The organism is Streptomyces sp. NPDC001135, from assembly GCF_053598395.1.
Window position 1 is genome coordinate 165076 of record NZ_JBSFKD010000016.1, and the last position, 23887, is coordinate 188962.

The following is a 23887-nucleotide window of genomic DNA, read 5'->3' on the forward strand; positions in this document are numbered from 1 at the left end:
GTGCGAACCCGGCATGCGGTCGCTCAGCTCGCGTTCGCGTCCGACGCCGGTTCCCACTTCCGGCCGCCCAGCGGGAAGGCGTACGCGGGCCGTCCGTTGTTTCCGCTGGTGCGGAACGGCCGGCCACCGTCGTCGATCCGCAGTGTGCCGTGATGCGTCCCGCTGGACCAGGACAGCTCCAGGTACCAGCTGACGTCGTACGCGGAGGCGTCGGCCGTGATGTGGAACTCCTCGGGGTCCGACCGGCTCACCTTGAACGGGAAGCCGCGGTGCCCGGAGTCCGGTACGACCCCGGGGCGCAGGGCGTCCAGGGCGATCGTGAAGGAACGGGTCGGCACGCCACCGCCGCAGCCCACGCCCGGGTAGCCCATGGCGTAGTCGTTCCAGGCGAGCGGCGCCCGCCGGCCCGCCATGCGCACCGACAGCCCCTCCAGGACGACGGTGTCCGAGCCGGTGCCCTGCACGGTGAACGTCACGTACTGCTCCCGCGCCGAGACCGCCTTGTGCACGGCCACCCAGGCGGGCGCGTCCTGTTCCAGCGGGGGCGGGGAGACGCCGGCCGGGGCCCGGTCGATCAGGTAGTGCTGGGAGCAGGGGCCCGGCCAGGCGTAGGGGTGGGTGGTGACCGCGAGGGGCGGGGCGCCGGCCGCACGGTGCTCCGGTGTACGGCCGGTGCCCGGGGGGCCCGGCTCGGCCCCGGACGGCGTGCCGGCGGTCGAGGGCGAGGCGGGGGGAGAGGCGGCCGGGCGGGCGGATCGCGTTCCGTGCGTGGCACCGGCCGTCGGCGTCCGGTGCGGTACGGAGGGGGTGCCGGCGGCGGGCGAGGCGGCGCTGCCGTCGAGTCCGGCGCCACCGGAGGAGGGGTCGGTGCCGAGGGCGAGCGCCGCGGTGCCCAGCAGGGCGGTGACGGCGAGGGCGGCGAGGAGGACGGTCCGGGTGCGCCGGCGGGACCGTCCACCGGGCCCCCGCTCCTGAACGGCCCCCTCACCACGTACCGGCTCCAACGGCACCGGGACGTCAGACACCGGCTCCTTGGGCACCGGCCCCTCCCGCACCGGGACGTCAGGCACCCGCTCCTCCGGCACCGGCTCCTCCCGTGCCGGCTGCTTCCGTCCCCGGCCCGCATCCGCCAGCACCCACCTGCGGTGCAGTTCCACGAGTTCCCCCGGGGTGGCCCTGCACAGGCGGGCCAGGCGTTCCACGGGGGCGTAGTCGGCCGGTACGGCGTCCCCCTTGCAGTAGCGGTGCAGCGTCGACGTACTCATGTGGAGCCGCTTGGCAAGCGTGCCGTAGCTGTGCCCGGACCGGTTCTTCAACTCCCGCAGTAATTCCGCGAACCCGGTCTCCGTGCTGCCGTCCGCCACCGTTCCTCCACCCCCGTGTCCCATCCCGGCGTTCCAGGGAGGGAATGTTTCCGCAGGTCATCCCCCATGCAGCCGTTCCAGCGTCCCGGATCTCCCGTAGCCGCTGGCCACCGGGACGAAACGCCGCACAGGCTGTGTGTCATCCAAACACGCCAACGGACCCGGCCCGAAAGAGGACTTGCCATGCGTTTGCGCCACATCCGTCTGTACGTCGCGGCCGGTACCGCCCTGACCGCTCTCGCCCTCACGGCGTGCGGAGCGGACGGAACCGGCACGAAGGACGAGGGCGCCGCCCAGCCCAAGCCCACGACGGCCTCCACGGCGGCAGCGGACAGGAGCACCGCGCCCGGCACCGACGCGCCCGCCTCCCACGCCGGCACCCTGTCCTCCCGCACCTTGGCGGGGAAGCCGGGCAGGCACACGGCCGACGCCGCGCTCCACCCCTGCAACGGCTCGAACACCAGGGTGACCGCCACGCCGGTGTCCCGCCCGCTCAACCACCTGCTGCTCACCGCGACGAACACCAGCGGCAAGCGCTGCGACCTGTTGTACTGGCCGACCCCGCGCTTCGACGAGGCGCAGTGGGCACCGGAGGTGATCAAGGACAGCGAGCCGCAGGCCGTGGTGTCCCTGGCGCCGGGCGAGTCCGGGTACGCGGGCGTGCGGCTGTCGGCGGCCGACGGCAGCGGTCGGAACGGCACCACCGCCCACAAGCTGGAGGTGCTCTTCCTGGGCCGCACGCCGGACACCGACGGCGGGCCCTCCGCGCACCCGTCGCTGCCCGCGAGGGGCGTGTACTACGACTCCTCGCTGGCCATGACGTACTGGCAGCGGGACAAGTCCGACGCGCTCAGCTGGTGACGCCCTCGAACCGCCGCAGCTTCTGCGCCGCCTCGGTCGCCCAGTAGGTGAGGATGTTCCGCGCCCCGGCACGCTTGATGCCGGTCAGCGTCTCGAGGACGGCCCGGTCGCGGTCGATCCAGCCCTTCTCCGCGGCGGCCTCGACCATCGCGTACTCCCCGGAGATCTGGTAGGCGGCGACGGGCACGTCCACCGCGTCCGCGACCCGGGCGAGGATGTCGAGGTAGGGGCCGGCCGGCTTGACCATCACCATGTCCGCGCCCTCGGCGAGGTCCAGCTCCAGTTCCCGCAGGGACTCCCGCCAGTTGGCGGGGTCCTGCTGGTAGGTCTTGCGGTCGCCCTGGAGCGAGGAGGCGACGGCTTCGCGGAAGGGGCCGTAGAAGGCGGAGGAGTACTTGGCGGTGTAGGCGAGGATCGCCACGTCCTCGCGGCCGATCTGGTCCAGCGCGTCGCGGATGACGCCGATCTGGCCGTCCATCATCCCGCTCGGGCCGACGACGTGCGCACCGGCGTCGGCCTGTACCTGGGCCATCTCGGCGTACCGCTCCAGAGTCGCGTCGTTGTCGACGCGGCCCTCGCTGTCCAGCACCCCGCAGTGCCCGTGGTCGGTGAACTCGTCCAGGCACAGGTCGGACATGACGAGCAGGTCGTCGCCGGTTTCGGCGCGGACGTCACGAAGGGCGACCTGCAGGATCCCGTCCGGATCGGTCCCGGCCGTGCCCTGCGCGTCCTTGTTCCCCTCCTCCGGCACGCCGAACAGCATGATCCCGGAGACCCCGGCCGCCACGGCCTCCGCCGCCGCCTTCTTCAGGCTGTCACGGGTGTGCTGGACGACACCGGGCATGGCGGCGATCGGCACGGGCTCGCTCACGCCCTCCCGGACGAACGCCGGGAGGATGAAGTCGGCCGGGTGCAGACGCGTCTCGGCGACCATGCGGCGCATGACGGGCGAGGTCCGCAGCCGCCGGGGACGCGTACCGGGAAACGATCCGTACTTCGTCATGCCTTCTACGCTACGCCCGCCCGGCCCGCGCCTTTGCCAACACCGTGTCGGCCCGGTGGACCGCTCACGGGCGGCCCGCAGGCGTCGCATTCGCGGGCACAGCGGCGCCGTCATACGAAGTTTTTGCGCTCCCCTGGCGATCCCTGGATCCGCGCGCCTCCCCGGCTTTCCATGTGCCTGGTGTCATGCACGCGCCACCCCCTCCCGGAGCTCACCCCAGGAGTCACGCATGCTGCGGAAGGCCCTCACCCGCGCGGCCATCGCCTTGGCCGCCGGAACCGCCGTCGTCGCCACCGCCGTCCCCGCGAACGCCGCGAGCTACTCGGCGTTCGCCTTCTCCCGGACCGGCAGCCAGCCCACGATCTACCCGGGTGCAGCAGGCTCATGCGACGCACGCGCGCTCGCCCGGCACCGTTTGGCCGGCGCGGCAGTCACGGCAGCGGCCGGGGTGTGGCGAGCGGAAGGCGCGCTCGCAGCCGTCGCAGTTCTGGAGGGGATCGCGTCGACGGGTGGCTTCGGCCTCCACCCCACTGATCGGTGAGGGCGCGGGGCGGGCGTGGAGCGGTACCGGCCGCATGGCGTCGAGCCGATAGGCGAGCACACCGGCCAGGTGCGGCATGTGCTCGGGAAGACCGGCGCTCAGAACGTGGTGAACAGCGGCCTCCGTGGCTCCCACCTCGAACCACGCGGCGACGGCGGGAGCGAGTCGGTCCACCTGCCGCTGGGAGAGGATGAGGCGGTCGTCGGTACGGCGCAGGCCTGCGAGGAGGGCTGCGGCCCGGTCATACCGGGGGTCGCGTGGTCCGCTCGCCGTGGGCGTGGGCGTCGGGGTGGACGTGGGCGCGGGCGGTTCGGGCTCGAGCGACTGCTGGGGAGGGACTTGGTCGTCCTCCTCGGGTGCTGCCTGGACGTCCGTACCTGCCATGGGCCGACGGTCACGGGTACGGGGCGGGCGCCCGGCGAGACGAAGCGGTGCGGGAGAACCAGCATCTGCGGCAGGAGCAGGTGTGTGGTGGACGTACGTCCGCGTCACCAGGCGGCCTGACTCCGTGTGCTCACGGACCCGAGCCAGATAGCCGTGCGCCTCCAGCTCACGCAGCGCGGACGCGATACGGTCCCGTCCCTCGGGGAACCGGTCGGCGAGAGTCCGGATGTCCACCGGGGTGCCCTCGGGGACCGACAGGATGTGGGTCGCGAGTCCGATGGCGGTCAGCGACAGCTCGCGGTGCTGGGCGAGGTGGTTGCCCACGACCACGTACTGGCCGGACTGGTACGTGCGTACGTGAGTGACACCAGAGTGGGTGGTGGATCGCCGAACACCCTGAATCGGGCGCGGGGCAGCATTAGGCTTCTTCTCAGCCATGGGGAAGGGTCTGTCTTCCTCGTTGGTCAGGCCCTCGCACTGGGATTGCCGTCCCGGCGGGGGCCGATGCATGGGTGGGCCTGTGGAGTTGTGACGGAGGCAATTGCCTCGGGGCGAGACTGCACGCCCGAGCCGCCACCGCGCCAGCCAGACCGACCCGTTTCACCCGCGCGAGTGACCTACGCGGGGTTTGGTTTGGTTGGTTGGTTTTTTCCCGGGGTTCTTTGGTCTTTTACCGCCCGCAGCCCCGGCCCGCGTGCGACCGGAGCACGCACTTCCCGGCGCCGGTCGCCAGATCCAGTTCCGCCCAGACCGTCTTGCACGGCACCGGTCCGCTGCGCACACCCCACCGATCCGCCAACTCCTCGATCAGCAGCAGCCCGTAGCCGGACTCGGCAGGTACGTCGGCTGCGGTCCGGCGGGCGGGCAGGTGATCACCCCGGGTGTCGGTCACCTCGATACGCAGAAGTCGCGGCGTGACCGAGAGCGCCAAACGGAAGCTCCGGCCGGTAACCCGGCCGTGCAGCGCGGCGTTCGCCGTCAGTTCGGCGACGATCAGCCGTGCGGGGTCCAACGGGAGTCCCCAGGAGCGCAGTTGCTCGGTTGCCAGCAGCCGGCCGAGGCGGGCACCGCGCCGGGTCGCGGAGAGAGGCACAAAGAACTGGCGCGCCGGGATGTGGAGGGTGGAGATTTGCTCGTTCACGTCACTCAGCGTGTCCAAGCGTGCTTAGCCTGTGAAGAACGGCGACCCGTGCGGACGGGGGCTGTCCGTGTGGTGTCCCGTTCCGTCCGGGCCGTACGGGGTGAGTGGTGACGGGAGGACGGCTTACGTGAGCGACTGGGATGCGGGGCTGGAGGACGACGAGGCCGGGGGCACCATGCGGGCCGTCGTACGGCAACTGAAGCTTTGGCGGGAGGCGGCGGGCCTCACCCAGGCCGAGTTCGGCGCGGCCATCGGGTACGGCGAGGAGCTGGTCTCCTCTGTGGAGCGGATGCGGCGCATTCCGCGGCCGGAGTACCTCGACGCTGCGGACAAGGTGCTGGGGGCGGGCGGCAAGATCGCGGCGATGAAAAAGGACGTGGCGGAGGCTCGGTACCCGAAGAAGGTACGGGACGTGAAGAAGCTGGAGGCGGATGCGGTCGAGCTGTGCGCGTACAACAACTCCGTCATTGACGGGTTGTTGCAGACCGAGGCGTACGCGCGGGCGGTATTCAGCGCTCGTCGGCCCCCCTTCACCGCAGACGAGTTAGAGCAGCGGCTGGCGGCTCGTGTGGCACGTCAGGGGATCATCGATGACAGGACGGCTCGGCCCGTCTTCAATTTTGTCCAGTGCGAGTCGACGCTCCGTCGGCCCATCGGCGGCAAGATGGTCATACGCGGGCAACTGGAACGGCTGCTGGAGGCAGCCGAGTTCCATAACGTCGACCTCCAAGTGCTTCCGCTGGGGCGCGAGGAGAACTCGGGTCTCGCCGGGTCGTTCAGGTTGCTCAGGCTCAAGGACGGCACCACGGTCGGACTCGTCGAGGTGCAGCACATCAGCCGGGTGATCGCCGACCCAAAAGAGGTCCAACTCCTGGACATGCGTTATGGAATCATCCGGGCTCAGGCTCTCAGTCCACGGGAGTCGATGGCCCTCATCGAGAAAGTGCTTGGAGAGACATGAAGCTGGAGTGGATAAAGAGCAGCTACAGCACGGACGACGGCCCGTCCTGCGTCGAGGTGGCCACCGTCCCCGACCAGATCCTCGTCCGCGACTCCAAGAACCCCACCGGCCCCCGCCTCGCCCTCGCTCCCACCGCGTGGGCGACCTTCCTGCCGTACGCCGCTGACCACTGAGCGTGCGGGTGCCCTGGACAGGGCACCCGCCACATCTCAGGTCGTCGACCGACGCCTCCGCGCCCCCGGCCGCCGCTCGCTCGGCCGAGTCACCGGATCCCCGGCCTCCAGCGCGGCGGCCCGCCTCTTCATCCCGAAGTCGGCCAGCGCTTCCGCCAGCTTGTGCACGGACGGCTCGGGCGCCATGACGTCCACCCGCAGCCCGTGCTCCTCGGCCGTCTTCGCCGTGGCGGGACCGATGCACGCGATCACCGTCACGTTGTGCGGCTTGCCCGCGATACCGACCAGGTTGCGGACCGTCGACGACGACGTGAAGAGCACCGCGTCGAACCCGCCGCCCTTGATCGCCTCCCGCGTCTCCGCCGGCGGCGGCGACGCACGCACGGTCCGGTAGGCCGTGACGTCGTCCACCTCCCAGCCCAGCTCGATCAGACCGGCGACCAGGGTTTCCGTGGCGATGTCCGCGCGGGGGAGGAAAACACGGTCGATCGGGTCGAACACCGGGTCGTACGGCGGCCAGTCCTCCAGGAGGCCCGCCGCCGACTGCTCACCGCTCGGCACCAGGTCCGGCTTCACGCCGAAGGCGACCAGCGCCTTGGCCGTCTGCTCGCCCACGGCGGCCACCTTGATGCCCGCGAAGGCACGCGCGTCGAGGCCGTACTCCTCGAACTTCTCCCGCACCGCCTTCACCGCGTTGACCGACGTGAAGGCGATCCACTCGTAGCGGCCGGTCACCAGGCCCTTGACCGCGCGCTCCATCTGCTGGGGCGTGCGCGGCGGCTCGACCGCGATCGTCGGGACCTCGTGCGGCACCGCGCCGTAGGACCGCAGCTGGTCGGAGAGCGACGCCGCCTGTTCCTTCGTGCGCGGCACGAGCACCTTCCAGCCGAACAGCGGCTTGGACTCGAACCACGACAGCTGGTCGCGCCGGGCGGCGGCGGAACGCTCGCCGACGACGGCTATGACCGGCCGGCCGCCGTCGGGGGACGGCAGCACCTTCGCCTGCTTCAGGGTCTGCGCGATCGTGCCGAGCGTCGCCGTCCAGGTGCGCTGGCGGGTCGTCGTACCCGCGATCGTGACCGACAGGGGGGTGTCGGGCTTGCGGCCCGCCGACACCAGCTCCCCCGCCGCCGCGGCGACCGAGTCCAGGGTCGTGGAGACGACGACCGTGCCGTCCGACGCGCCGACCTCGGTCCAGCAGCGCTCCGAGGCCGTACGGGCGTCCACGAACCGGACGTCCGCGCCCTCGGCGTCCCGCAGCGGCACACCGGCGTACGCGGGCACACCGACCGCCGCCGCCACGCCCGGGACGACCTCGAAGGGCACCCCGGCGGCGGCGCAGGCGAGCATTTCCTCGGCCGCGTACGTATCAAGTCCCGGGTCCCCGGACACCGCACGGACGACCCGCCTGCCGCCCCGCGCGGCCTCCATGACAAGATGAGCGGCATCCCGGGCAGCAGCCGGGACAGCGGCGGCTGTTGACGTGCCGTCAACGACCGTCAGCTGGGGTGTGCCCGTGCCCGGCGGCGAGACCGAGGAAGGGTCTGCGTCCGTCTGGACCACGGAGACGCCCTGTCGGGCGTGCGTCCGGATCACGTCGAGCACCTCGTGCTCGGCGACCAGGACGTCCGCGCTCGACAGCGCCTCCACGGCGCGCAGGGTCAGCAGTCCCGGATCTCCGGGTCCGGCACCGAGGAAGGTGACGTGCCCGTGTTCAGGACCGGCGGCAGGAAGGGCGGTGGGGCTCAATGTGCTCGCTCCCCCATCAGACCGGCCGCGCCCTGGGCAAGCATCTCGGTGGCGAGTTCGCGACCGAGCGCCAGCGCTTGGTCGTGCGTCTCGGGCACGGGACCGGTGGTGGACAGCTGCACCATGCGGGTGCCGTCGGTCGTGCCGACGACGCCGCGCAGGCGCATTTCCTTGACAATCTGCCCGTCGGCCAGGTGGTCGGCCAGCGCGCCCACAGGGGCGCTGCAGCCGGCCTCCAGGGCGGCGAGCAGTGACCGTTCGGCGGTCACGGCGGCCCGCGTGAACGGGTCGTCGAGCTCGCCGAGCGCCGCGATCAGGTCCGCGCGGTCCGCGGCACACTCGATCGCCAGGGCCCCCTGGCCGGGGGCGGGCAAAACCGTGTCGACCGACAGGAAGTCGGTCACCTCGTCGATCCGGCCGATCCGGTTCAGTCCGGCGGCGGCCAGGACGACCGCGTCGAGTTCACCGTCCCGGACGTACCGGATGCGGGTGTCGACGTTGCCGCGTATCGGGACCGTCTCGATGTCCAGGCCGTGGGCGCGGGCGTACGCGTTCAGCTGCGCCATGCGGCGCGGCGAACCGGTGCCGATGCGCGCCCCGCGGGGCAGGTCCGTGAACTTCAGCGCGTCCCGGGCGACGATCACGTCCCGAGGGTCCTCGCGCACCGGAACGGCCGCCAGGACCAGCTCCTCGGGCTGCGCGGTGGGCAGGTCCTTGAGCGAATGAACCGCGAAGTCGACCTCGCCCTTGAGCAGCGCGTCGCGCAGCGCCGTGACGAACACGCCGGTGCCGCCGATCTGCGTCAGGTGCTCACGGGAGGTGTCGCCGTACGTGGTGATCTCGACCAGCTCGACGGGCCGCCCGGTCACCTGGCGGACGGCCTCCGCCACCTGCCCGGACTGGGCCATGGCGAGCTTGCTGCGCCTGGTCCCCAGTCTCAGTGCCTTGTCACTCATGCCGGTCGGTCCTTCTTGTCTGTGCTGTCCCCGGCCCGGGAGACGGAGGCGACCGTCTCGGGGTCGAGGTCGAACAGGGTGCGCAACGCGTCCGCGTACCCGGCGCCGCCGGGCTCGGCCGCGAGCTGCTTGACCCGTACGGTCGGCGCGTGCAGCAGCTTGTCGACGACCCGGTGCACGGCCTGGCGGATCTCGCCGCGCTGGCGTTCGTCCAGGTCGGGCAGGCGGCCGTCGAGCCGCGCGATCTCACTGGCGACGACGTCGGCGGCCATGCTGCGCAGCGCGACCACGGTCGGCGTGATGTGCGCCGCCCGCAGTGCCGCGCCGAAGGCCGCGACCTCGTCGCAGACGATACGCCGGACCAGGTCCACATCGGCCGCCATCGGCGCGTCGGCGGAGGCTTCCGCCAGCGACTCGATGTCGACCAGCCGTACCCCGGCCAGCCGGTGCACGGCCGCGTCGATGTCGCGGGGCATGGCCAGGTCGAGGAGGAAGAGGGAGGGCGCCGGGCGCTCGGCGACCGGCTCGGGCTTGCGCCGCTCGGGGATCCGGCCGACCGTCGCGACGGTCGCGGCGAGCGCGGTGATCAGCTCGGCGTCCGCCTCGGGGGTGCGCCGGTCCCGCCGGTCCACCGTGCCTCCCGCCACCCAGGCCGCGTGCTGCTCCAGGGTGGCCGCGTCCATGCCGGCGACGGCGGCCTCACCCATGACGGAGAAGCCGGGCTGTACGGCGGCCAGGTCCAGCGGGCAGTTCTCGTCGGTGCCGACGCCGGTGGGCGGCAGCGGGGTGACGGTGGCCTTCGGGGCCGTACGGGCGCTGCCGTCCCCGGCCGTGCGACCGGTCTCGGCGACCTCGGCGACGGGGGCGCCGGTGCGGCCCTCGACCGCCTGGGCGACCGCCTCCGCCGTGAGCACCAGGCCCGTCGCCCCGGTACAGGAGACGATGACGTCGGCACGTGTCAGTTCACCCGGTATGGCGTCCATCGGCACCGCGCGGGCGGTCGCCGTGCTGTCCTCGGCCTCGGTGAGGATCCGTGCGAGCCGCTCGGCGCGCTCGAAGGTGCGGTTGGCGACCACGACCTCGGCGACCCCGGCCCGCGCGAGCGTGGCCGCGGCCAGCGAGGACATCGACCCGGCGCCGATGACCAGCGCCTTCTTGCCCTCGGCCCACGCGGGCACCGCGGCGGAGACGGCCAGCTGCTCCAGGCCGAAGGTGACCAGGGACTGGCCGGCGCGGTCGATACCGGTCTCGGAGTGGGCCCGCTTGCCCACCCGCAGGGCCTGCTGGAACAGGTCGTTCAGCAGCTTGCCGGCGGTGTGCAGTTCCTGCGCGCGGGCCAGGGAGTCCTTGATCTGGCCGAGGATCTGTCCCTCGCCGACGACCATCGAGTCCAGACCGCAGGCCACCGAGAACAGGTGGTGGACGGCCCGGTCCTCGTAGTGGACGTAGAGATAGGGGGTCAGTTCCTCCAGGCCGACACCGCTGTGCTGGGCGAGCAGCGTGGACAGCTCGGCGACACCGGCGTGGAACTTGTCCACGTCGGCGTACAGCTCGATGCGGTTGCAGGTGGCGAGCACCGCGGCCTCGGTGGCCGGCTCGGCGGCGACCGTGTCCTGCAGCAGCTTGGTCTGGGCGTCCGTGCTCAGCGCGGCCCGCTCCAGCACGCTGACCGGCGCGCTGCGGTGGCTCAGCCCGACGACGAGGAGACTCATGCCGGCATCACGGCGGGTACGTCCCCGTCGGGCCCCTGGTCGGAGGAGGTGTCACGGGTGGTGGCGGGCAGCGCGCCGTCGCCCGCGGCGGTCTCCTCGCCGGCCTTGCGCTGCTCGTGGAAGGCGAGGATCTGGAGCTCGATCGAGAGGTCGACCTTGCGCACGTCGACGCCGTCCGGGACGGACAGCACGGTCGGCGCGAAGTTCAGGATGGAGGTGACCCCGGCGGCCACGAGCCGGTCGCAGACCTGCTGGGCGGCACCGGCGGGGGTGGCGATGACGCCGATGGAGACCCCGTTGTCCTTGATGATCTTCTCGAGGTCGTCCGTGTGCTGGACCGGGATGCCGGCGACGGGCTTTCCGGCCATTGCGGGATCGGCGTCGATGAGGGCCGCGACCCGGAAACCGCGGGAGGCGAACCCGCCGTAGTTGGCCAGGGCGGCGCCGAGGTTACCGATACCGACGATGACAACCGGCCAGTCCTGGGTCAGGCCGAGTTCACGGGAGATCTGGTAGACGAGATACTCCACGTCGTAGCCGACACCGCGCGTTCCGTAGGAGCCCAGGTACGAGAAGTCCTTGCGCAGCTTGGCGGAGTTGACCCCCGCCGCCGCGGCCAGCTCCTCGGAGGAGACCGTGGGTACCGAGCGCTCCGACAGCGCGGTCAGGGCTCGGAGGTACAGCGGAAGCCTGGCGACGGTGGCCTCGGGAATTCCTCGGCTACGGGTCGCCGGTCGGTGTGTTCGGCCAGTTGCCACGGTGCTCCTGCGGGTAGAGCGGGGCTGCGGGCGGTCATACGTCCCCAGACCGCCCCGTCGACAGCAGGCTATGTCTTTGTGAACGCGTGCACAAAGATGGTGTCCGATTTGCCCGGCAGAAGTGACCGGGGTCACGCAACCGGGGCGCCCTCGTCGGGAACCGGCACATACGCACCGACGTTCCTTCGTTACTGGGGGCAAAATCGCACACTCTCCTCACGAATCCCGCCCCCGAGATCAAACCGCCGTCGATCCTAAGCGACTTTCCGGACCAGTTTGTACTAGTCGGTCAGTGCCCGGCGCAGCCGCTCCTCGTTCACGCGCCAGAAGGTGTGCTGCTCGCCGTCGATCAGTACGACCGGGATCTGCTCCCAGTACCGGTCGTGCAGCGCGCGGTCCTCGGTGATGTCCTTCTGCTCCCAGGACACGCCGAGTTCGCCGCAGACCTTGTCGACGACGAGTGCGGCGTCGTCGCACAGATGACAGCCGGGCTTGCGGATCAGCGTGACGAGCCGCTCGCGGGGATCGGCCTTGCGCCGGAAAAGGGGAGTCATACCGGCCATTCTCCCGCGCCGCCCGCCGACCGCTCCCCCGCGCGCCGGGCCCGCCGTCCCACGGCCCGGCCCGCGGCCCTGCGGCGTTTAACGGCCCGGTCGCGGAGAGTTCACGCGCTTCCCACCTCTCGCCTGACGGAAGCACCGAACAAACTGGCTATGCTCACGACATGGCCGCTCTCGGATGGCTCACTCCTCGTAGGCGCTCCGCCACGGCGCGCAGCGTGTTGGCAGGCGAGGCCTCGGCGGAGGCTGCCCGCAAGTCCTCCCAGGAAGCGCAGGAGGCTCCGCAGGTCACCGAACCGGAGTTCCCGGTGATCGGCGACGACCGGGCGGCTGCCTTCTTCGACCTCGACAACACCGTGATGCAGGGCGCCGCGCTGTTCCACTTCGGCCGGGGCCTGTACAAGCGGAAGTTCTTCGAGACCCGCGACCTGGCCAGGTTCGCCTGGCAGCAGGCGTGGTTCCGGCTGGCCGGCGTGGAGGACCCCGAGCACATGCAGGACGCCCGGGACTCGGCGCTGTCGATCGTCAAGGGCCACCGCGTCGCCGAACTCGCATCGATCGGCGAGGAGATCTACGACGAGTACATGGCCGACCGCATCTGGCCCGGCACCCGCGCCCTGGCCCAGGCCCACCTGGACGCCGGCCAGAAGGTGTGGCTCGTCACGGCGGCGCCGGTGGAGATCGCCCAGGTCATCGCCCGCCGCCTGGGTCTCACGGGTGCCCTCGGCACGGTGGCCGAGTCGGTGGACGGCGTGTACACCGGCAAGCTGGTCGGCGAACCCCTCCACGGCCCCGCGAAGGCGGAGGCGGTCCGCGCCCTGGCCTCGGCGGAGGGCCTGGACCTCTCCCGCTGCGCGGCCTACAGCGACAGCCACAACGACATCCCGATGCTGTGCCTGGTCGGCCACCCCTACGCCATCAACCCCGACGCCAAGCTGCGCAAACACGCCCGTGACAAGGACTGGCGCCTGCGGGACTACCGCACGGGCCGGAAGGCGGCGAAGGTGGGCATCCCGGCGGCGGCCGGGGTCGGCGCGGTCGCCGGTGGCACCGCGGCGGCCATCGCCTTGAGCCGACGGCGCCGGTAGCTCCGCCGGGGGCCGGTCGCGGTCGTCGCCGCGGGGCTGCGGGCCGTCGGCCGGCCGCGGGTCCGCCGTGGCCGTTCGCGCCCGCGCGGCGGAGCCGCATGTCGATACGAACGCGCGCCCGTTCGGGACGCTTCTCGCACACCGGATTATGCCGCGGCCATTTCAACACGCCCCGTACCTTGCCGAAACCGGCTGCTTTTCGATCAACAAGCGGTCAATCTGCGGCACTTGATATGACGCCAACCGGTAAGAGAAGCGACGCAATCGATGATTTGAGCAACTCGGTGTAGCAGTGCCTGCACGAAGCGTTATTCTCCTCAGACGCAAACCGGTACCCCTCCGTCGCTACGACGGGTGAACGGTCCCGCACTGCACGTGATGGAAGCTCTGCCTCTGGGAGTCCCGTGTACCCACACGTCGGGGTTGACGCCTCGGGCCTGGCTACGCTGCGCGCAACAGTCGCAACGGTCAAAGAGACGCTGCGCGGCCTCGTCCCCACCGCGTACGCCGTCCCCGCCTTCGCCGCCGCGCCCGTCGGCCCGTGCTACGCACTGGCCGACGGCGGCGCCGCGGTCGGCAGACGAGGGCGCTCCGCCGGCGCCGCCCCCACCGCCCGCCGCCCGGCCGCCGACAGCGACAGCGCCCGGATGATGGACCTGGTCGAGCGCGCCCAGGCGGGCGAGGCCGAGGCCTTCGGCCGGCTGTACGACCAGTACAGCGACACGGTGTACCGGTACATCTACTACCGCGTCGGCGGCCGGGCCACCGCCGAGGACCTCACCAGCGAGACCTTTCTGCGGGCCCTCCGGAGGATCGGCACCTTCACCTGGCAGGGCCGGGACTTCGGCGCCTGGCTGGTGACGATCGCCCGGAACCTCGTCGCCGACCACTTCAAGTCCAGCCGCTTCCGGCTGGAGGTCACCACCGGCGAGATGCTCGACGCCAACGAGGTCGAACGCTCCCCGGAGGACTCCGTCCTGGAGTCCCTGTCGAACGCCGCCCTGCTCGACGCCGTGCGCCGGCTCAATCCACAGCAGCAGGAGTGCGTCACGCTCCGCTTTCTGCAGGGCCTCTCGGTCGCCGAGACCGCCCGCGTCATGGGCAAGAACGAGGGCGCCATCAAGACCCTCCAGTACCGCGCCGTACGCACTCTGGCCCGGCTCCTGCCGGACGACGCGCGCTGAGCCGCAGCCCGCGCCCGACACCCACAGCGACGCCCAACTCACGCTCCGTGAACGCCGGTTGCCTTTCCGATCCGGTCATCCGCCGTCCGTAACCCAAGTGCCGCGCCAGTCGTTGTGCGGGATACAGGCTCCCTGTGGTCACGTCTTGGCCGACCCTGATCACTCGATCGTGTGGAAGTGGTCGCGGCGTGCAACCCTCAGGACCCCCTGGGGAGTCGACCGTCATGACGAGAGGAGGTGCCGCCAGTGATCGCGAACGTATCGGCCCACCGGCGGGCGAGCGCCTTCGCCCAGGCCCTGGAGGAGCAGTCCGACCGGGACACGGCGGCCGAGCAGTCCGTTGGCCCGGCGGGGTGCCCGCCGACTGCCGAGGAGCAGTCCGAGCAGGGCGAGCTGCTGGCCCTCGCCGCGGGCCTCGGCGCGCTGCCCAGGCCGCAGCTCGACCCCGAGGTCAAGGTCGTGCAGCGCGCCCAGCTGGTGGCCGCGATGGAGGCCATGCTCCAGGAGGGCACCGGGGCGGCGGACGCGTCGGTACCCAGACAGAAAGGCGCGCACCGGGCGAGCTCCCTGGGCAAACTCCGCCCGCGTTCCCGGCTGACCAAGGGGCTCGCCGCGGGCGGGCTGAGCGTCGGCGTGGCCGCCGGGGCCTTCGGCGGGGTCGCCGCCGCAAGCTCCGACGCCCTGCCCGGCGACTCGCTGTACGGCCTGAAACGCGGCATGGAGGACTTCAAGCTCAACTACCTGACCGACGGCGACGACCAGCGCGGCCAGACCTACCTGGACCAGGCCTCCACCCGGCTCAGCGAGGCCCGCCGGCTGATGGAGCGCGGTCGCGGCGGCCAGCTCGACCACGAGTCCATCGGCGAGATCCGCCGCACGCTCTCCGGCATGCAGCACGACGTGACGGAGGGCCACCGCCTGCTCCACGAGGCCTACGAGGCCGACCCCGGCTCGCTCGGCCCGATCCAGGCCCTGTCCGCGTTCTCCCGGTCGCACCGCGAGGCCTGGAGCGCGCTCAGCCACAAGCTGCCCGTACAGCTCGGGGACGTCAAAGAGCAGGTGTCGTCGGTGTTCGACGCCATAGACCAAGAGGTCGCCCCGCTGCAGTCCCTGCTCCCGCAGCCGCCCTCCTCCCCGAGCAGCGACGGCAAACGGCAGGGATCCGGCTCGGCGACCACCGGTTCCTCCGGCGGCCGCCGGTCGACCGCGCCGAGCTCCGCCGGCCACACCCCGTCCTCCGCCAAGCACGGGAGCACCAAGGACCCGAGCGGTTCGGCGACCGGCAACGGCGGCGAGGGCCTCATCGGCGGCAACACCGGCGGCCTGCTGGAACCGCCGAAGCTCGGCCCCGGCAGCAGCGCGCCGTCCACCAGCAAGCCCCCGACGAGCGCACCGGACGTCACCCTTCCCCCGCTCCTGCCGGGCCTCCTGCCCGGCCTGGGCATCGAGGGCGAGGAGACGCACTAGCCCCGATACGGCTACGACGGCGGGGGCGCCCTATCCGAGCAGGGCGCCCCCGTTGTCGTATCCGGACCAGCGTCGGACCGGCGTCAGAAGAACACCGAGCGCCGCTGCACGAGCAGCTTGTACAGCGTGTGCTGGATCTGCTCCCGTACCTGGTCGGTCAGGTTGAACATCAGCATCGGGTCCTCGGCCGCCTCCGGCGGATACCCGTCCGTCGGGATCGGCTCGCCGAACTGGATGGTCCACTTCGTCGGCAGCGGAATCGCGCCCAGCGGGCCGAGCCAGGGGAACGTCGGTGTCAGCGGGAAGTACGGGAAGCCCAGCAGCCGCGCCAACGTCTTCGCGTTGCCGATCATCGGGTAGATCTCCTCCGCCCCGACGATCGAGCACGGAATGATCGGCGCGCCCTGCCGCAGCGCGGTCGACACGAAACCGCCGCGGCCGAAGCGCTGGAGCTTGTACCGCTCGCTGAAAGGTTTCCCGATCCCCTTGAAGCCCTCCGGCATCACCCCGACCAGCTCGCCCTGCGCCAGCAGCCGCTCCGCGTCCTCCGCGCACGCCAGGGTGTGCCCCAGCTTGCGGGCCAGCTCGTTGACCACCGGCAGCACGAACACCAAGTCGGCCGCCAGCAGCCGCAGATGACGGTCGGCCGGATGGTGGTCGTGCACGGCGACCTGCATCATCAGCCCGTCCAGCGGCAGCGTCCCGGAGTGGTTGGCGACGATCAGTGCCCCGCCCTTCGCCGGGATGTTCTCGATCCCCTTCACCTCGACCCGGAAGTACTTCTCGTACACCGGCCGCAGCAGCGACATCAGGACCTGGTCGGTCAGCTCCTCGTCGAAACCGAAGTCGTCGACGTCGTAGTCCCCGGTCAGCCGGCGCCGCAGAAAGGCCAGTCCGGCCGCCACACGCCGCTCCAGGCCGCCGCCCGGCCCGTAGGCACCCGATCGCTCCAGCGGCTCCTGCTCACGGCTCACACGCCCCTCTTCCTGCGCCCCGGCCCGGCCCGGCAGAGGCTGGACCTCACCCATCTCCCCGGTCTCGCCGAGGGTGCCGCGCCGGCTGCCCGTGCCGCGGCGCCGCGGCGGGCGCTGCGCCGCGCTCCCACGGGACCGGTCGTCGTCGAACGGAATGACCTTGGCGTCCGCCATCGTTGCCGCTCTCCTCAGTTGGCACTGTGCGTGGTGGGCCGGCCGCCGCCCCGCGCGGCCAGCCCGGCGATCCGGTCGACGGCCCCCGCGAGGGCCTCCGGCGGCACCAGCCCGGGTCCCTGGCCGCGTGCGAAGTCGGCGAACGTCTCCGCGGTCGTGTACCCGGGTGTGTAGCCCAGCGTCTCGCGCATCTGGACCGTGTCCACCACCCGTCCGTGCGTGAGCAGCCGGATCTGCTCCGGCGAGAAGTCCGTCATACCGAGCGTACGCACCAGCGAACCCGCCCAGGTGACCGCGGGCAGCAGCAGCGGCACGGTCGGCCGCCCGAGCCGCCGCGAGCACTGCGACAGCAGCAGCACGCCGTCCCCGGCGATGTTGAAGGTGCCGCTGTTGAGGGTGCCCCGGCGCGGCTCGTGCGACGCGATCCTCAGCACCTCGATGACGTCGTCCTCGTGCACGAACTGCAGCCGCGGGTCGTAGCCGAACACGGTCGGCAGGACCGGCAGCGCGAAGTAGGAGGCCAGCGGGGTGTCCGCGGCCGGCCCGAGGATGTTGGCGAACCGCAGCACGCACACGGCGACGTCCGGCCGCCGCCGGGCGAACCCGCGCACGTACCCCTCGACCTCGACCGTGTCCTTCGCGAAGCCACCGCTGGGCAGCGACTTCGGCGGGGTCGTCTCGGTGAACACGGCCGGATCACGCGGCGCCGACCCGTACACGTTCGTACTGGACTTCACCACCAGCCGCTTCACCGTCGGCGACTTCTGGCAGGCGCCGAGCAGCTGCATGGTGCCGATGACGTTGGTCTCCTTGACGGTGGCCCGGCTGCCGCTGCCCAGCGCCGTGCCCGTCACGTCCATGTGGACGACCGTGTCGGCACCCGTCTCCGCGAGCACCCGGGCGATCGTCGGCTGCCGGATGTCGGCCTGGATGAAGTCCGCCCCGCCCAGATGGTGCGCCGGCGGCACCGCGTCCACGGCGATCACCCGGTCGACCTCGGGATCCCGCTGGATCCGCCGTACGAAGCGACCGCCCAGTTGCCGGGCCACTCCCGTGACGAGCACGACCTTCCCCAAGATCAGCGCCTTCCTTCGTACGTGATGCGTACGGCCAACCTAGCGGGTCGATGTTGCGCTGTGATGACCGCCCGATGCAGGACGTGACGGAAATTCACTCATCGGAACTTCCGGGTTCCCCAAACACGCCTGTGGCCTCCCACCAGTGCTGGTGGGAGGCCACAGATGCACGCTGACACGCTCTCGCGCGTCGCTTACTTCTTGTTGCGACGCTGAACGCGCGTGCGCTTGAGCAGCTTGCGGTGCTTCTTCTTGGCCATCCGCTTGCGCCGCTTCTTGATAACAGAGCCCACGACTACCCTCGCTCACTTCTCATCACTCGGTTGTTTGGGCGCCATGGGCCCACACGACCTACGAGGGGCTAGCCTACCCAACCGAGCGCTCAGGTCGTAATCGAGGGGGTACCCCCGGGTTACCCGGGGGTCGCCGTCAGGCCGTCTCCACCCCCACATAGCTGTCACGGAGGTACTCGTGTACCGCCTGTTCCGGGACGCGGAAGGACCTCCCCACCCGGATCGCGGGCAGATGACCGCTGTGCACCAGGCGGTACACGGTCATCTTCGACACTCGCATCACCGAGGCGACCTCCGCCACGGTAAGGAACTGAACCTCGTTCAGAGGCCTCTCGCCAGCTGCACCCATGACACACCTGAACCTTCCGCACTCGACGGCCACCGGCTTCCCCTTCCGGTGACTCTTCGTCGTTGCGTGCTCACTCCCCAATGTAGGGGCGGGTGATGCAAGTGGGGAAGAGGTGCACCCATCGCAGGCCTACTGTGACAGACACGCTCGTTTGAGTACGTAGCGGGTGAGAGGCCGGTAGTGATCAGACGGCACCGCGTCATCAACCGGAACGACGACGGACAGGCGCCCCTCCGCCTCCCCCACGAACAGCGCCGGATCGTCGGTGTCGGCCAGACCGATGGCCTCGAACCCCAGCTGACCTGCACCGCAGGCCCATCCGTGATCTCCGACGACCAACTCGGGCAACGGTCCGCCGCCTTCCGCCGCGGCCTCGAGCGCGACCCGAACCGGCAGCGGCGAATGACAGTGCACGCCCGGCTCACAACCGGGGCGCCCACCGACGGTTTCCCGCACCAACCCGACACCCCGTGCGTAGTCGACCGCGCACGTACGTAGACCGAACCGGGTCAATATGTCGACACAGCGACCCTGCGCGGGGGTGAGCACGTCACACCCCGCCGACGAGAGCGCGTCCGCCAAGCCGGCGTAGAAACCCAGTAGCCGGTGCGGGTGCCCGGTCCCGAACAGCACGGGCGCACCCCGCCGGGCCGCCTCCCCGATCCGTCCCGCGAAAGCGTCCAGCGCGGCCAGCGTACGCTCAGGATCGATCACATCCAGGCCGGAAGTGTGCCGAGGATCGGCCGAAACCCCGCACTTCTCCGCCATGAGCTCCAGCACGTCCCGCTGCCCCCAGGCCCCTTCGGGATCGATCCCGATCAGCACCCGTGGATCCCGGGCAGCGAACAGCCGATAACTCCGCAGACTGTCCTCCCGGGACGTCCCGACCTCCCCGGCAAGCCGGACAGCCAGCAGATGCGCACGCAGAGCTCCGCCGGTCGACACGGATGCGATGGTGACGCATGGGGAGCGGAACCGGGACCGGAACGGGGGAAGTGCGCACGGTTGGCGTAACGACTGCCTGCCGCCCGCCCGGCCCGGCAGGGGACCAGGGGAGAAACCCCCTGGCCGGTTCAGGGGAGAAGACCCCGCAGCGGAAACACCGCCCGCCGGGTGGCCCGTACCGCCTGATCAAGCCGATCCGCAGGGTCGTAACCCGACTCCCACGACGCCCAGCTCACCGGCCACCGCCCATCAGTCATCCGCCGCGGCGCCGACTGCCGGGTCCGGGCGAACACCTCCTGTCGCCACCCCTCGGGAATCACCGTCTCCGGCGCCACCGGCCTCCCCGCGGCGATCGCGACCAAGTGCGTCCACGACCGCGGCACGACATCCACCACCGCGTACCCCCCGCCCCCCAGAGCGACCCACTTCCCCCCGGCGTACTCGTGCGCCAGCTCATGGCACGCGACCTGCACAGCCCGCTGCGCGTCCAGCGACACGGCAAGATGCGCCAGCGGATCCTCGAAGTGCGTGTCAGCCCCGTGCTGGGACACCAGCACCTGCGGCCGGAACTCCGCGAGCAGCTCCGGCACCACCGCGTGAAACGCCCGCACCCACCCCGCGTCCCCGGTCCCCGCCGGCAGCGCCACGTTCACCGCGGCCCCCTCCCCCGCCCCGGCCCCGGTCTCCTCCGGCCACCCGGTCTGCGGGAACAACGTACGGGGATGCTCGTGCAACGAGATCGTCAGAACTCGCGGATCCTCCCAGAACGCCGCCTGCACCCCGTCCCCGTGATGCACGTCGACGTCCACGTACGCGACCCGCTCGGCCCCCAGCTCCAGCAACCGGGCGATGGCCAGCGACGCGTCGTTGTACACACAGAACCCCGACGCACCCCCGGGCATCGCATGGTGCAGCCCGCCCGCGAAGTTCACGGCGTGCTCCACGTCCCCCCGCCACACCGCCTCCGCCGCCCCGACCGACTGCCCGGCGATCAACGCCGACACCTCGTGCATCCCCGCAAACGCAGGATCATCAAGAGTCCCGAGCCCGTACGACACGTCGGCCCCCGCCGGATCGGCCGACGCGGCCTTCACGGCGTCGATGTAGTCCTCCCGGTGGACCAGCCGCAGCGTCGACTCCCCGGCAGGCTTGGCCGCGACGACCTCCAACTCCCGGTCGAGCCCGAAGGCACCCACCAGTTTCCGGGTCAGTGCCAGCCGGACCGGATCCATCGGATGGTCCGGGCCGAAGTCATAGCCCGTTACTGCCTCGTCCCACATCAGCTGTGCGCGGCCGCTCATGCCCGCCACCGTATCGGTCCGGTTGAGCGGCGAACGACCTGGCGTACACCAGTGTCACCAGCACCAACACCATCGGCACGAGCATGGCCCCGCGATAGCTCCACGCATCGCCCAGCGCCCCCACCAACGGCGAACCGACCAGAAAACCCACGTAATTGAAGATGTTCAGCCGCGCGATGGCCGCGTCCGAAGACCCTGAGCCGTGATGCTCAAAAGCCAGCCGCCCGGCCGCCGCGAACGTCTGCGGCACCAGCACACACAGTCCCAGGCCCAACAGGGTGAACCCGAGCATCCCGACCCACGCCCCGGGCGCCGACGCCACCACCGCGAACCCGCCGGCCGCCACCAGCGTCCCGAGCCGTACGACCGCCACCGCCCCGAACCGCCGCACCCCGAAGTCCCCGATGGTCCGCCCCAGCAGCGTGGTCACCATGTACACGTTGTACGGCACGGTCGCCAGCTGCTCCGAACTGCCCAGCACGTCCTTCAGATACTTCGCGCTCCAGTTGGAGACGGTCGAGTCCCCGATGTAGGCGAAGGTCATCACCAGACACAACGGCAGCAGCAGCTTGAAGACGACACCCCCGCCCGGGGCGCCCTGCCCCTCCAAAGGCGTCGCGTCCCCGTCGACGTACCACCGGCTCCCCAGGAGCGTCGCCGGCAGCAGCACGACCACCACCGGCAGGTACGACACCCACAGCGCGAGATGCCAGTGCGCCCCGACCCACGCCAGCGAGGCACCGAGGATCCCGCCCAGGCTGTACGCGGCGTGGAAGCTGAGCATGATGCTGCGCCCGTACGACCTCTGCAGGCTCACCCCGAGCATGTTCATGGAGGCGTCCAACGCCCCCACCACCAGCCCGAACGCGCCCAGCGCCACCGCCAGCCCCGCGATCCGCCCACCCGCCCCGGCACCGAGCAGCGCCAGCAGCACCAGCGGCTGGGACCAGCGCAGCAGCCGGCTGGGCCGTATCCGCTTCACCAACTGCTCGGTGGTCACGCTGCCGACGCCGGCGAGGACCGGTACGGCGGCCAGGAAGGCCGGCAGCAGCGCGTCGGAGATGCCGTACCGGTCCTGGACGGCCGGGATGCGCGTCACCAGCAGGGCGAAGGTGACGCCCTGGGCGAAGAAGCTGAACGCCAGCGAGGCCCTACCGCGCCGCAGCACATCAGTCATGGCGGCGAGCGTAGGGCCCCGGACTACCTGTGGGTAGATCCAGCCAAAGATGAATTTCCTTCAGCTTTACTTCCTCGCGGATCAGGCGGCGGCCGCCACCTCGGCGTGCTGACCGGCGTGGTCCGCCTCCGCCTCGGCCGAGAGCATCTTCTCCATCGGCTCGATGGCCAGTCCACCGCCGACGACCATGCCGACCCCGATCGCGCCGACCAGGAAGACGGTGCCGAGCCAGACCATGGTGTCCACGGGGATGGTGTAGGCGCCCACGACCCGCGCGACGCACTCGGCGAGCAGCGCCAGGCCCCAGACGACGGAGTAGACCCGCTCCTTGCGCAGGAACTCCGCGGACCGGGCCGCCGCCCCGGACGTCAGCCGGACCCAGGCGGCCTCCTTGGCCGTGTCCCCCTTGACCAGGAAGGGCTTCAGACCCGCGGTCATCATCGGCCTGCCCAGCCGCACGGAGAGCAGGATCCCGATCCCGACGGTGCTGCTGACCGCTCCGTCCTTGGCGAGCATCAGCCGCGGGTCACCGGAGACGAAGGTCAGCAGCAGGGAGGTCAGGTTGACGGCCAGGATCAGCCCGGCGAGTCCGTTCGCCTTCCGCTCCTTCAGCACGCTCCACACGGTCCGCACCGCCGGCACCACGCTGCTGAGGGCGAGCGCGGCGAAGGTGCTCATCCCGAAGGCGTCCTTGAACAGGTAGTACGAGCCGAGCGGAACCGCCACGTCCAGGATCAGCGGCAGGAAGTTGTCCAGCACGCTCGGGTTCTGCTTCTGCTGCTCGGTCCGGCCCTGGGCCCCCGTGTTCGTTGTCATGCCCTCAGCTTCGCCGCCGCAGGGGGTCCGCCGGTAGAAACGATCGTCCGGACGTCCGCATGACAATTGTCAGGTCCGGCCCGATGGCTCAGGTCATACCAGCAGGTCGGCCAACTCCCCCATGGACGAGAAAAGTTGATTCGCCCCCGCCAGCCTTGCCGCCGGCGTCATCGCGGTGAACCCGAAGACATCCATCCCGGCCGCAACGGCCGCCTGTACGCCCAGCGGAGAGTCCTCGACGACCAGGCACCGTTCCGGAGCCACACCCATCCGCTCCGCGGCGTACAGGAACAGGTCGGGTGCCGGCTTCCCCCGTCCCACGTCCTCGGAGCTGAAGACGCGGCCCTCCGCGAACCACCGGTCGAGGCCGGTCGTCCGATGCCCGACACGGATCCGCGCATGACTCCCGGAGGAGGCCACGCAGTACGGCACCCCGTCCGCGGCCAGCTTCTCCAGTACCCCCTCGACGCCTGCCACGGGCTGCAACTCCCGCTCGAACGCTGCGAACACGCGCGCGTGGAAGACGTCGTCGAAGTCGTCCGGCAGTCGCTGCCCGGTCCGCTCCAGCACCAGTTCGTGGATCCGGTGCATGGCCGATCCCATGTAGTCCCGGATGGAGTCCTCGTACGACGTCGGGTGTCCCAGCTCGGTCAGATAGGCGGCCAGGTGCCGATTGGAAATCGGCTCACTGTCGACGAGGACACCGTCGTTGTCGAAGATGACAAGGTCATAGCGCATGCATTCGATCATAAACGCAGAAAGGCCCACGCCGGATGGCGTGGGCCTTTCTCAAAATTTGTTCGGCGGTGTCCTACTCTCCCACAGGGTCCCCCCTGCAGTACCATCGGCGCTGTGAGGCTTAGCTTCCGGGTTCGGAATG

The 23887-nt window shown here is 70.9% G+C and carries 24 protein-coding genes and 1 rRNA gene; 6 read left to right on the forward strand and 19 right to left on the reverse strand.

Annotation, left to right across the window (positions count from 1 at the left end; translation table 11 throughout):
* Positions 1-23: 23 nt before the first annotated feature.
* The gene (locus ACWC94_RS21105) at positions 24-1364 is read right to left on the reverse strand and encodes a helix-turn-helix domain-containing protein (RefSeq protein WP_450798320.1); all 1341 of its coding nucleotides are present in this window, start codon (positions 1362-1364) and stop codon (positions 24-26) included.
* A gap of 183 nt (positions 1365-1547) precedes the next feature.
* On the opposite strand from ACWC94_RS21105, the gene ACWC94_RS21110 reads away from it, so the two are divergent.
* Positions 1548-2225 carry a DUF4232 domain-containing protein gene (locus tag ACWC94_RS21110; RefSeq protein WP_450798321.1) on the forward strand — a complete coding sequence of 226 codons (678 nt, stop codon included), beginning with the start codon at positions 1548-1550 and terminating at the stop codon, positions 2223-2225.
* On the opposite strand, the gene hemB is transcribed toward ACWC94_RS21110, so the two are convergent.
* From hemB to ACWC94_RS21125, 3 genes are all read right to left on the reverse strand, one after another.
* A complete protein-coding gene (gene hemB / locus ACWC94_RS21115; protein WP_450798322.1) occupies positions 2215-3228 on the reverse strand; it encodes a porphobilinogen synthase in 1014 nt (337 codons plus the stop codon). The genes ACWC94_RS21110 and hemB overlap by 11 nt on opposite strands.
* 382 nt (positions 3229-3610) lie before the next feature.
* Positions 3611-4477: a helix-turn-helix domain-containing protein gene (locus ACWC94_RS21120; RefSeq protein WP_450798323.1), complete on the reverse strand. Its 867-nt coding sequence runs from the start codon at positions 4475-4477 to the stop codon at positions 3611-3613.
* A 346-nt stretch (positions 4478-4823) separates the two neighbouring features.
* Entirely contained in the window at positions 4824-5303 is a 480-nt protein-coding gene (locus ACWC94_RS21125; protein ID WP_450798352.1) for an ATP-binding protein, read from the reverse strand.
* A 118-nt stretch (positions 5304-5421) separates the two neighbouring features.
* On the opposite strand from ACWC94_RS21125, the gene ACWC94_RS21130 reads away from it, so the two are divergent.
* Both ACWC94_RS21130 and ACWC94_RS21135 read left to right on the forward strand, forming a co-directional pair.
* Positions 5422-6255: a helix-turn-helix domain-containing protein gene (locus ACWC94_RS21130; RefSeq protein ID WP_450798324.1), complete on the forward strand. Its 834-nt coding sequence runs from the start codon at positions 5422-5424 to the stop codon at positions 6253-6255.
* On the forward strand, positions 6252-6428 hold the full coding sequence (locus ACWC94_RS21135) for a DUF397 domain-containing protein (RefSeq protein WP_450798325.1): 177 nt from the start codon (positions 6252-6254) through the stop codon (positions 6426-6428). Before ACWC94_RS21130 ends, ACWC94_RS21135 begins: the two co-directional genes overlap by 4 nt.
* 36 nt (positions 6429-6464) lie before the next feature.
* On the opposite strand, the gene ACWC94_RS21140 is transcribed toward ACWC94_RS21135, so the two are convergent.
* The 5 genes from ACWC94_RS21140 to ACWC94_RS21160 form a co-directional block, all read right to left on the reverse strand.
* Entirely contained in the window at positions 6465-8177 is a 1713-nt protein-coding gene (locus ACWC94_RS21140; RefSeq protein WP_450798326.1) for a uroporphyrinogen-III synthase, read from the reverse strand.
* Complete coding sequence (gene hemC, locus ACWC94_RS21145; RefSeq protein ID WP_450798327.1) at positions 8174-9133, reverse strand: hydroxymethylbilane synthase; 960 nt, start codon at positions 9131-9133, stop codon at positions 8174-8176. Before hemC ends, ACWC94_RS21140 begins: the two co-directional genes overlap by 4 nt.
* Positions 9130-10845, reverse strand: coding sequence for a glutamyl-tRNA reductase (locus tag ACWC94_RS21150; protein WP_450798328.1), 1716 nt, complete (start codon positions 10843-10845; stop codon positions 9130-9132). Before ACWC94_RS21150 ends, hemC begins: the two co-directional genes overlap by 4 nt.
* Complete coding sequence (locus ACWC94_RS21155; protein ID WP_450798329.1) at positions 10842-11603, reverse strand: redox-sensing transcriptional repressor Rex; 762 nt, start codon at positions 11601-11603, stop codon at positions 10842-10844. The genes ACWC94_RS21150 and ACWC94_RS21155 overlap by 4 nt, the downstream gene beginning before the upstream one ends.
* A gap of 281 nt (positions 11604-11884) precedes the next feature.
* Positions 11885-12157, reverse strand: a complete 273-nt coding sequence (locus ACWC94_RS21160; RefSeq protein ID WP_450798330.1) for a glutaredoxin family protein — start codon at positions 12155-12157, stop codon at positions 11885-11887.
* A gap of 170 nt (positions 12158-12327) precedes the next feature.
* Between ACWC94_RS21160 and ACWC94_RS21165 the strand changes: the two genes are divergently transcribed.
* The 3 genes from ACWC94_RS21165 (at position 12328) to ACWC94_RS21175 (ending at position 15902) form a co-directional block, all read left to right on the forward strand.
* A complete protein-coding gene (locus ACWC94_RS21165; protein ID WP_450798331.1) occupies positions 12328-13251 on the forward strand; it encodes an HAD family hydrolase in 924 nt (307 codons plus the stop codon).
* 404 nt (positions 13252-13655) lie between these two features.
* On the forward strand, positions 13656-14435 hold the full coding sequence (locus tag ACWC94_RS21170; protein ID WP_450798332.1) for an ECF subfamily RNA polymerase sigma factor, BldN family: 780 nt from the start codon (positions 13656-13658) through the stop codon (positions 14433-14435).
* Positions 14436-14681: 246 nt separating this feature from the next.
* Positions 14682-15902: a DUF5667 domain-containing protein gene (locus ACWC94_RS21175; RefSeq protein WP_450798333.1), complete on the forward strand. Its 1221-nt coding sequence runs from the start codon at positions 14682-14684 to the stop codon at positions 15900-15902.
* A gap of 83 nt (positions 15903-15985) precedes the next feature.
* Here the strand turns inward: ACWC94_RS21175 and ACWC94_RS21180 are convergent, their stop codons facing one another.
* From ACWC94_RS21180 to rrf, 10 genes are all read right to left on the reverse strand, one after another.
* On the reverse strand, positions 15986-17050 hold the full coding sequence (locus ACWC94_RS21180) for a lysophospholipid acyltransferase family protein (RefSeq protein WP_450798334.1): 1065 nt from the start codon (positions 17048-17050) through the stop codon (positions 15986-15988).
* A gap of 14 nt (positions 17051-17064) precedes the next feature.
* Positions 17065-18126 carry an NAD-dependent epimerase/dehydratase family protein gene (locus tag ACWC94_RS21185; RefSeq protein WP_450798335.1) on the reverse strand — a complete coding sequence of 354 codons (1062 nt, stop codon included), beginning with the start codon at positions 18124-18126 and terminating at the stop codon, positions 17065-17067.
* 194 nt (positions 18127-18320) lie between these two features.
* A complete protein-coding gene (locus ACWC94_RS21190; RefSeq protein ID WP_003948845.1) occupies positions 18321-18419 on the reverse strand; it encodes a 30S ribosomal protein bS22 in 99 nt (32 codons plus the stop codon).
* A gap of 136 nt (positions 18420-18555) precedes the next feature.
* Positions 18556-18768 (reverse strand): helix-turn-helix domain-containing protein, encoded by a 213-nt coding sequence (locus ACWC94_RS21195; protein WP_158727370.1) that lies wholly within the window; start codon positions 18766-18768, stop codon positions 18556-18558.
* Positions 18769-18897: 129 nt separating this feature from the next.
* The gene (locus ACWC94_RS21200; protein WP_450798336.1) at positions 18898-19713 is read right to left on the reverse strand and encodes a phosphatase; all 816 of its coding nucleotides are present in this window, start codon (positions 19711-19713) and stop codon (positions 18898-18900) included.
* 128 nt (positions 19714-19841) lie between these two features.
* On the reverse strand, positions 19842-21014 hold the full coding sequence (locus tag ACWC94_RS21205; RefSeq protein WP_450798337.1) for an acetoin utilization protein AcuC: 1173 nt from the start codon (positions 21012-21014) through the stop codon (positions 19842-19844).
* Positions 20965-22191: an MFS transporter gene (locus ACWC94_RS21210; protein WP_450798338.1), complete on the reverse strand. Its 1227-nt coding sequence runs from the start codon at positions 22189-22191 to the stop codon at positions 20965-20967. The genes ACWC94_RS21205 and ACWC94_RS21210 overlap by 50 nt, the downstream gene beginning before the upstream one ends.
* 81 nt (positions 22192-22272) lie before the next feature.
* The gene (locus ACWC94_RS21215) at positions 22273-23007 is read right to left on the reverse strand and encodes a VC0807 family protein (RefSeq protein WP_450798340.1); all 735 of its coding nucleotides are present in this window, start codon (positions 23005-23007) and stop codon (positions 22273-22275) included.
* Positions 23008-23100: 93 nt separating this feature from the next.
* Positions 23101-23745: an HAD family hydrolase gene (locus tag ACWC94_RS21220; RefSeq protein WP_450798341.1), complete on the reverse strand. Its 645-nt coding sequence runs from the start codon at positions 23743-23745 to the stop codon at positions 23101-23103.
* A 60-nt stretch (positions 23746-23805) separates the two neighbouring features.
* Positions 23806-23887, reverse strand: a 5S ribosomal RNA gene (gene rrf / locus ACWC94_RS21225); the annotation flags it as partial.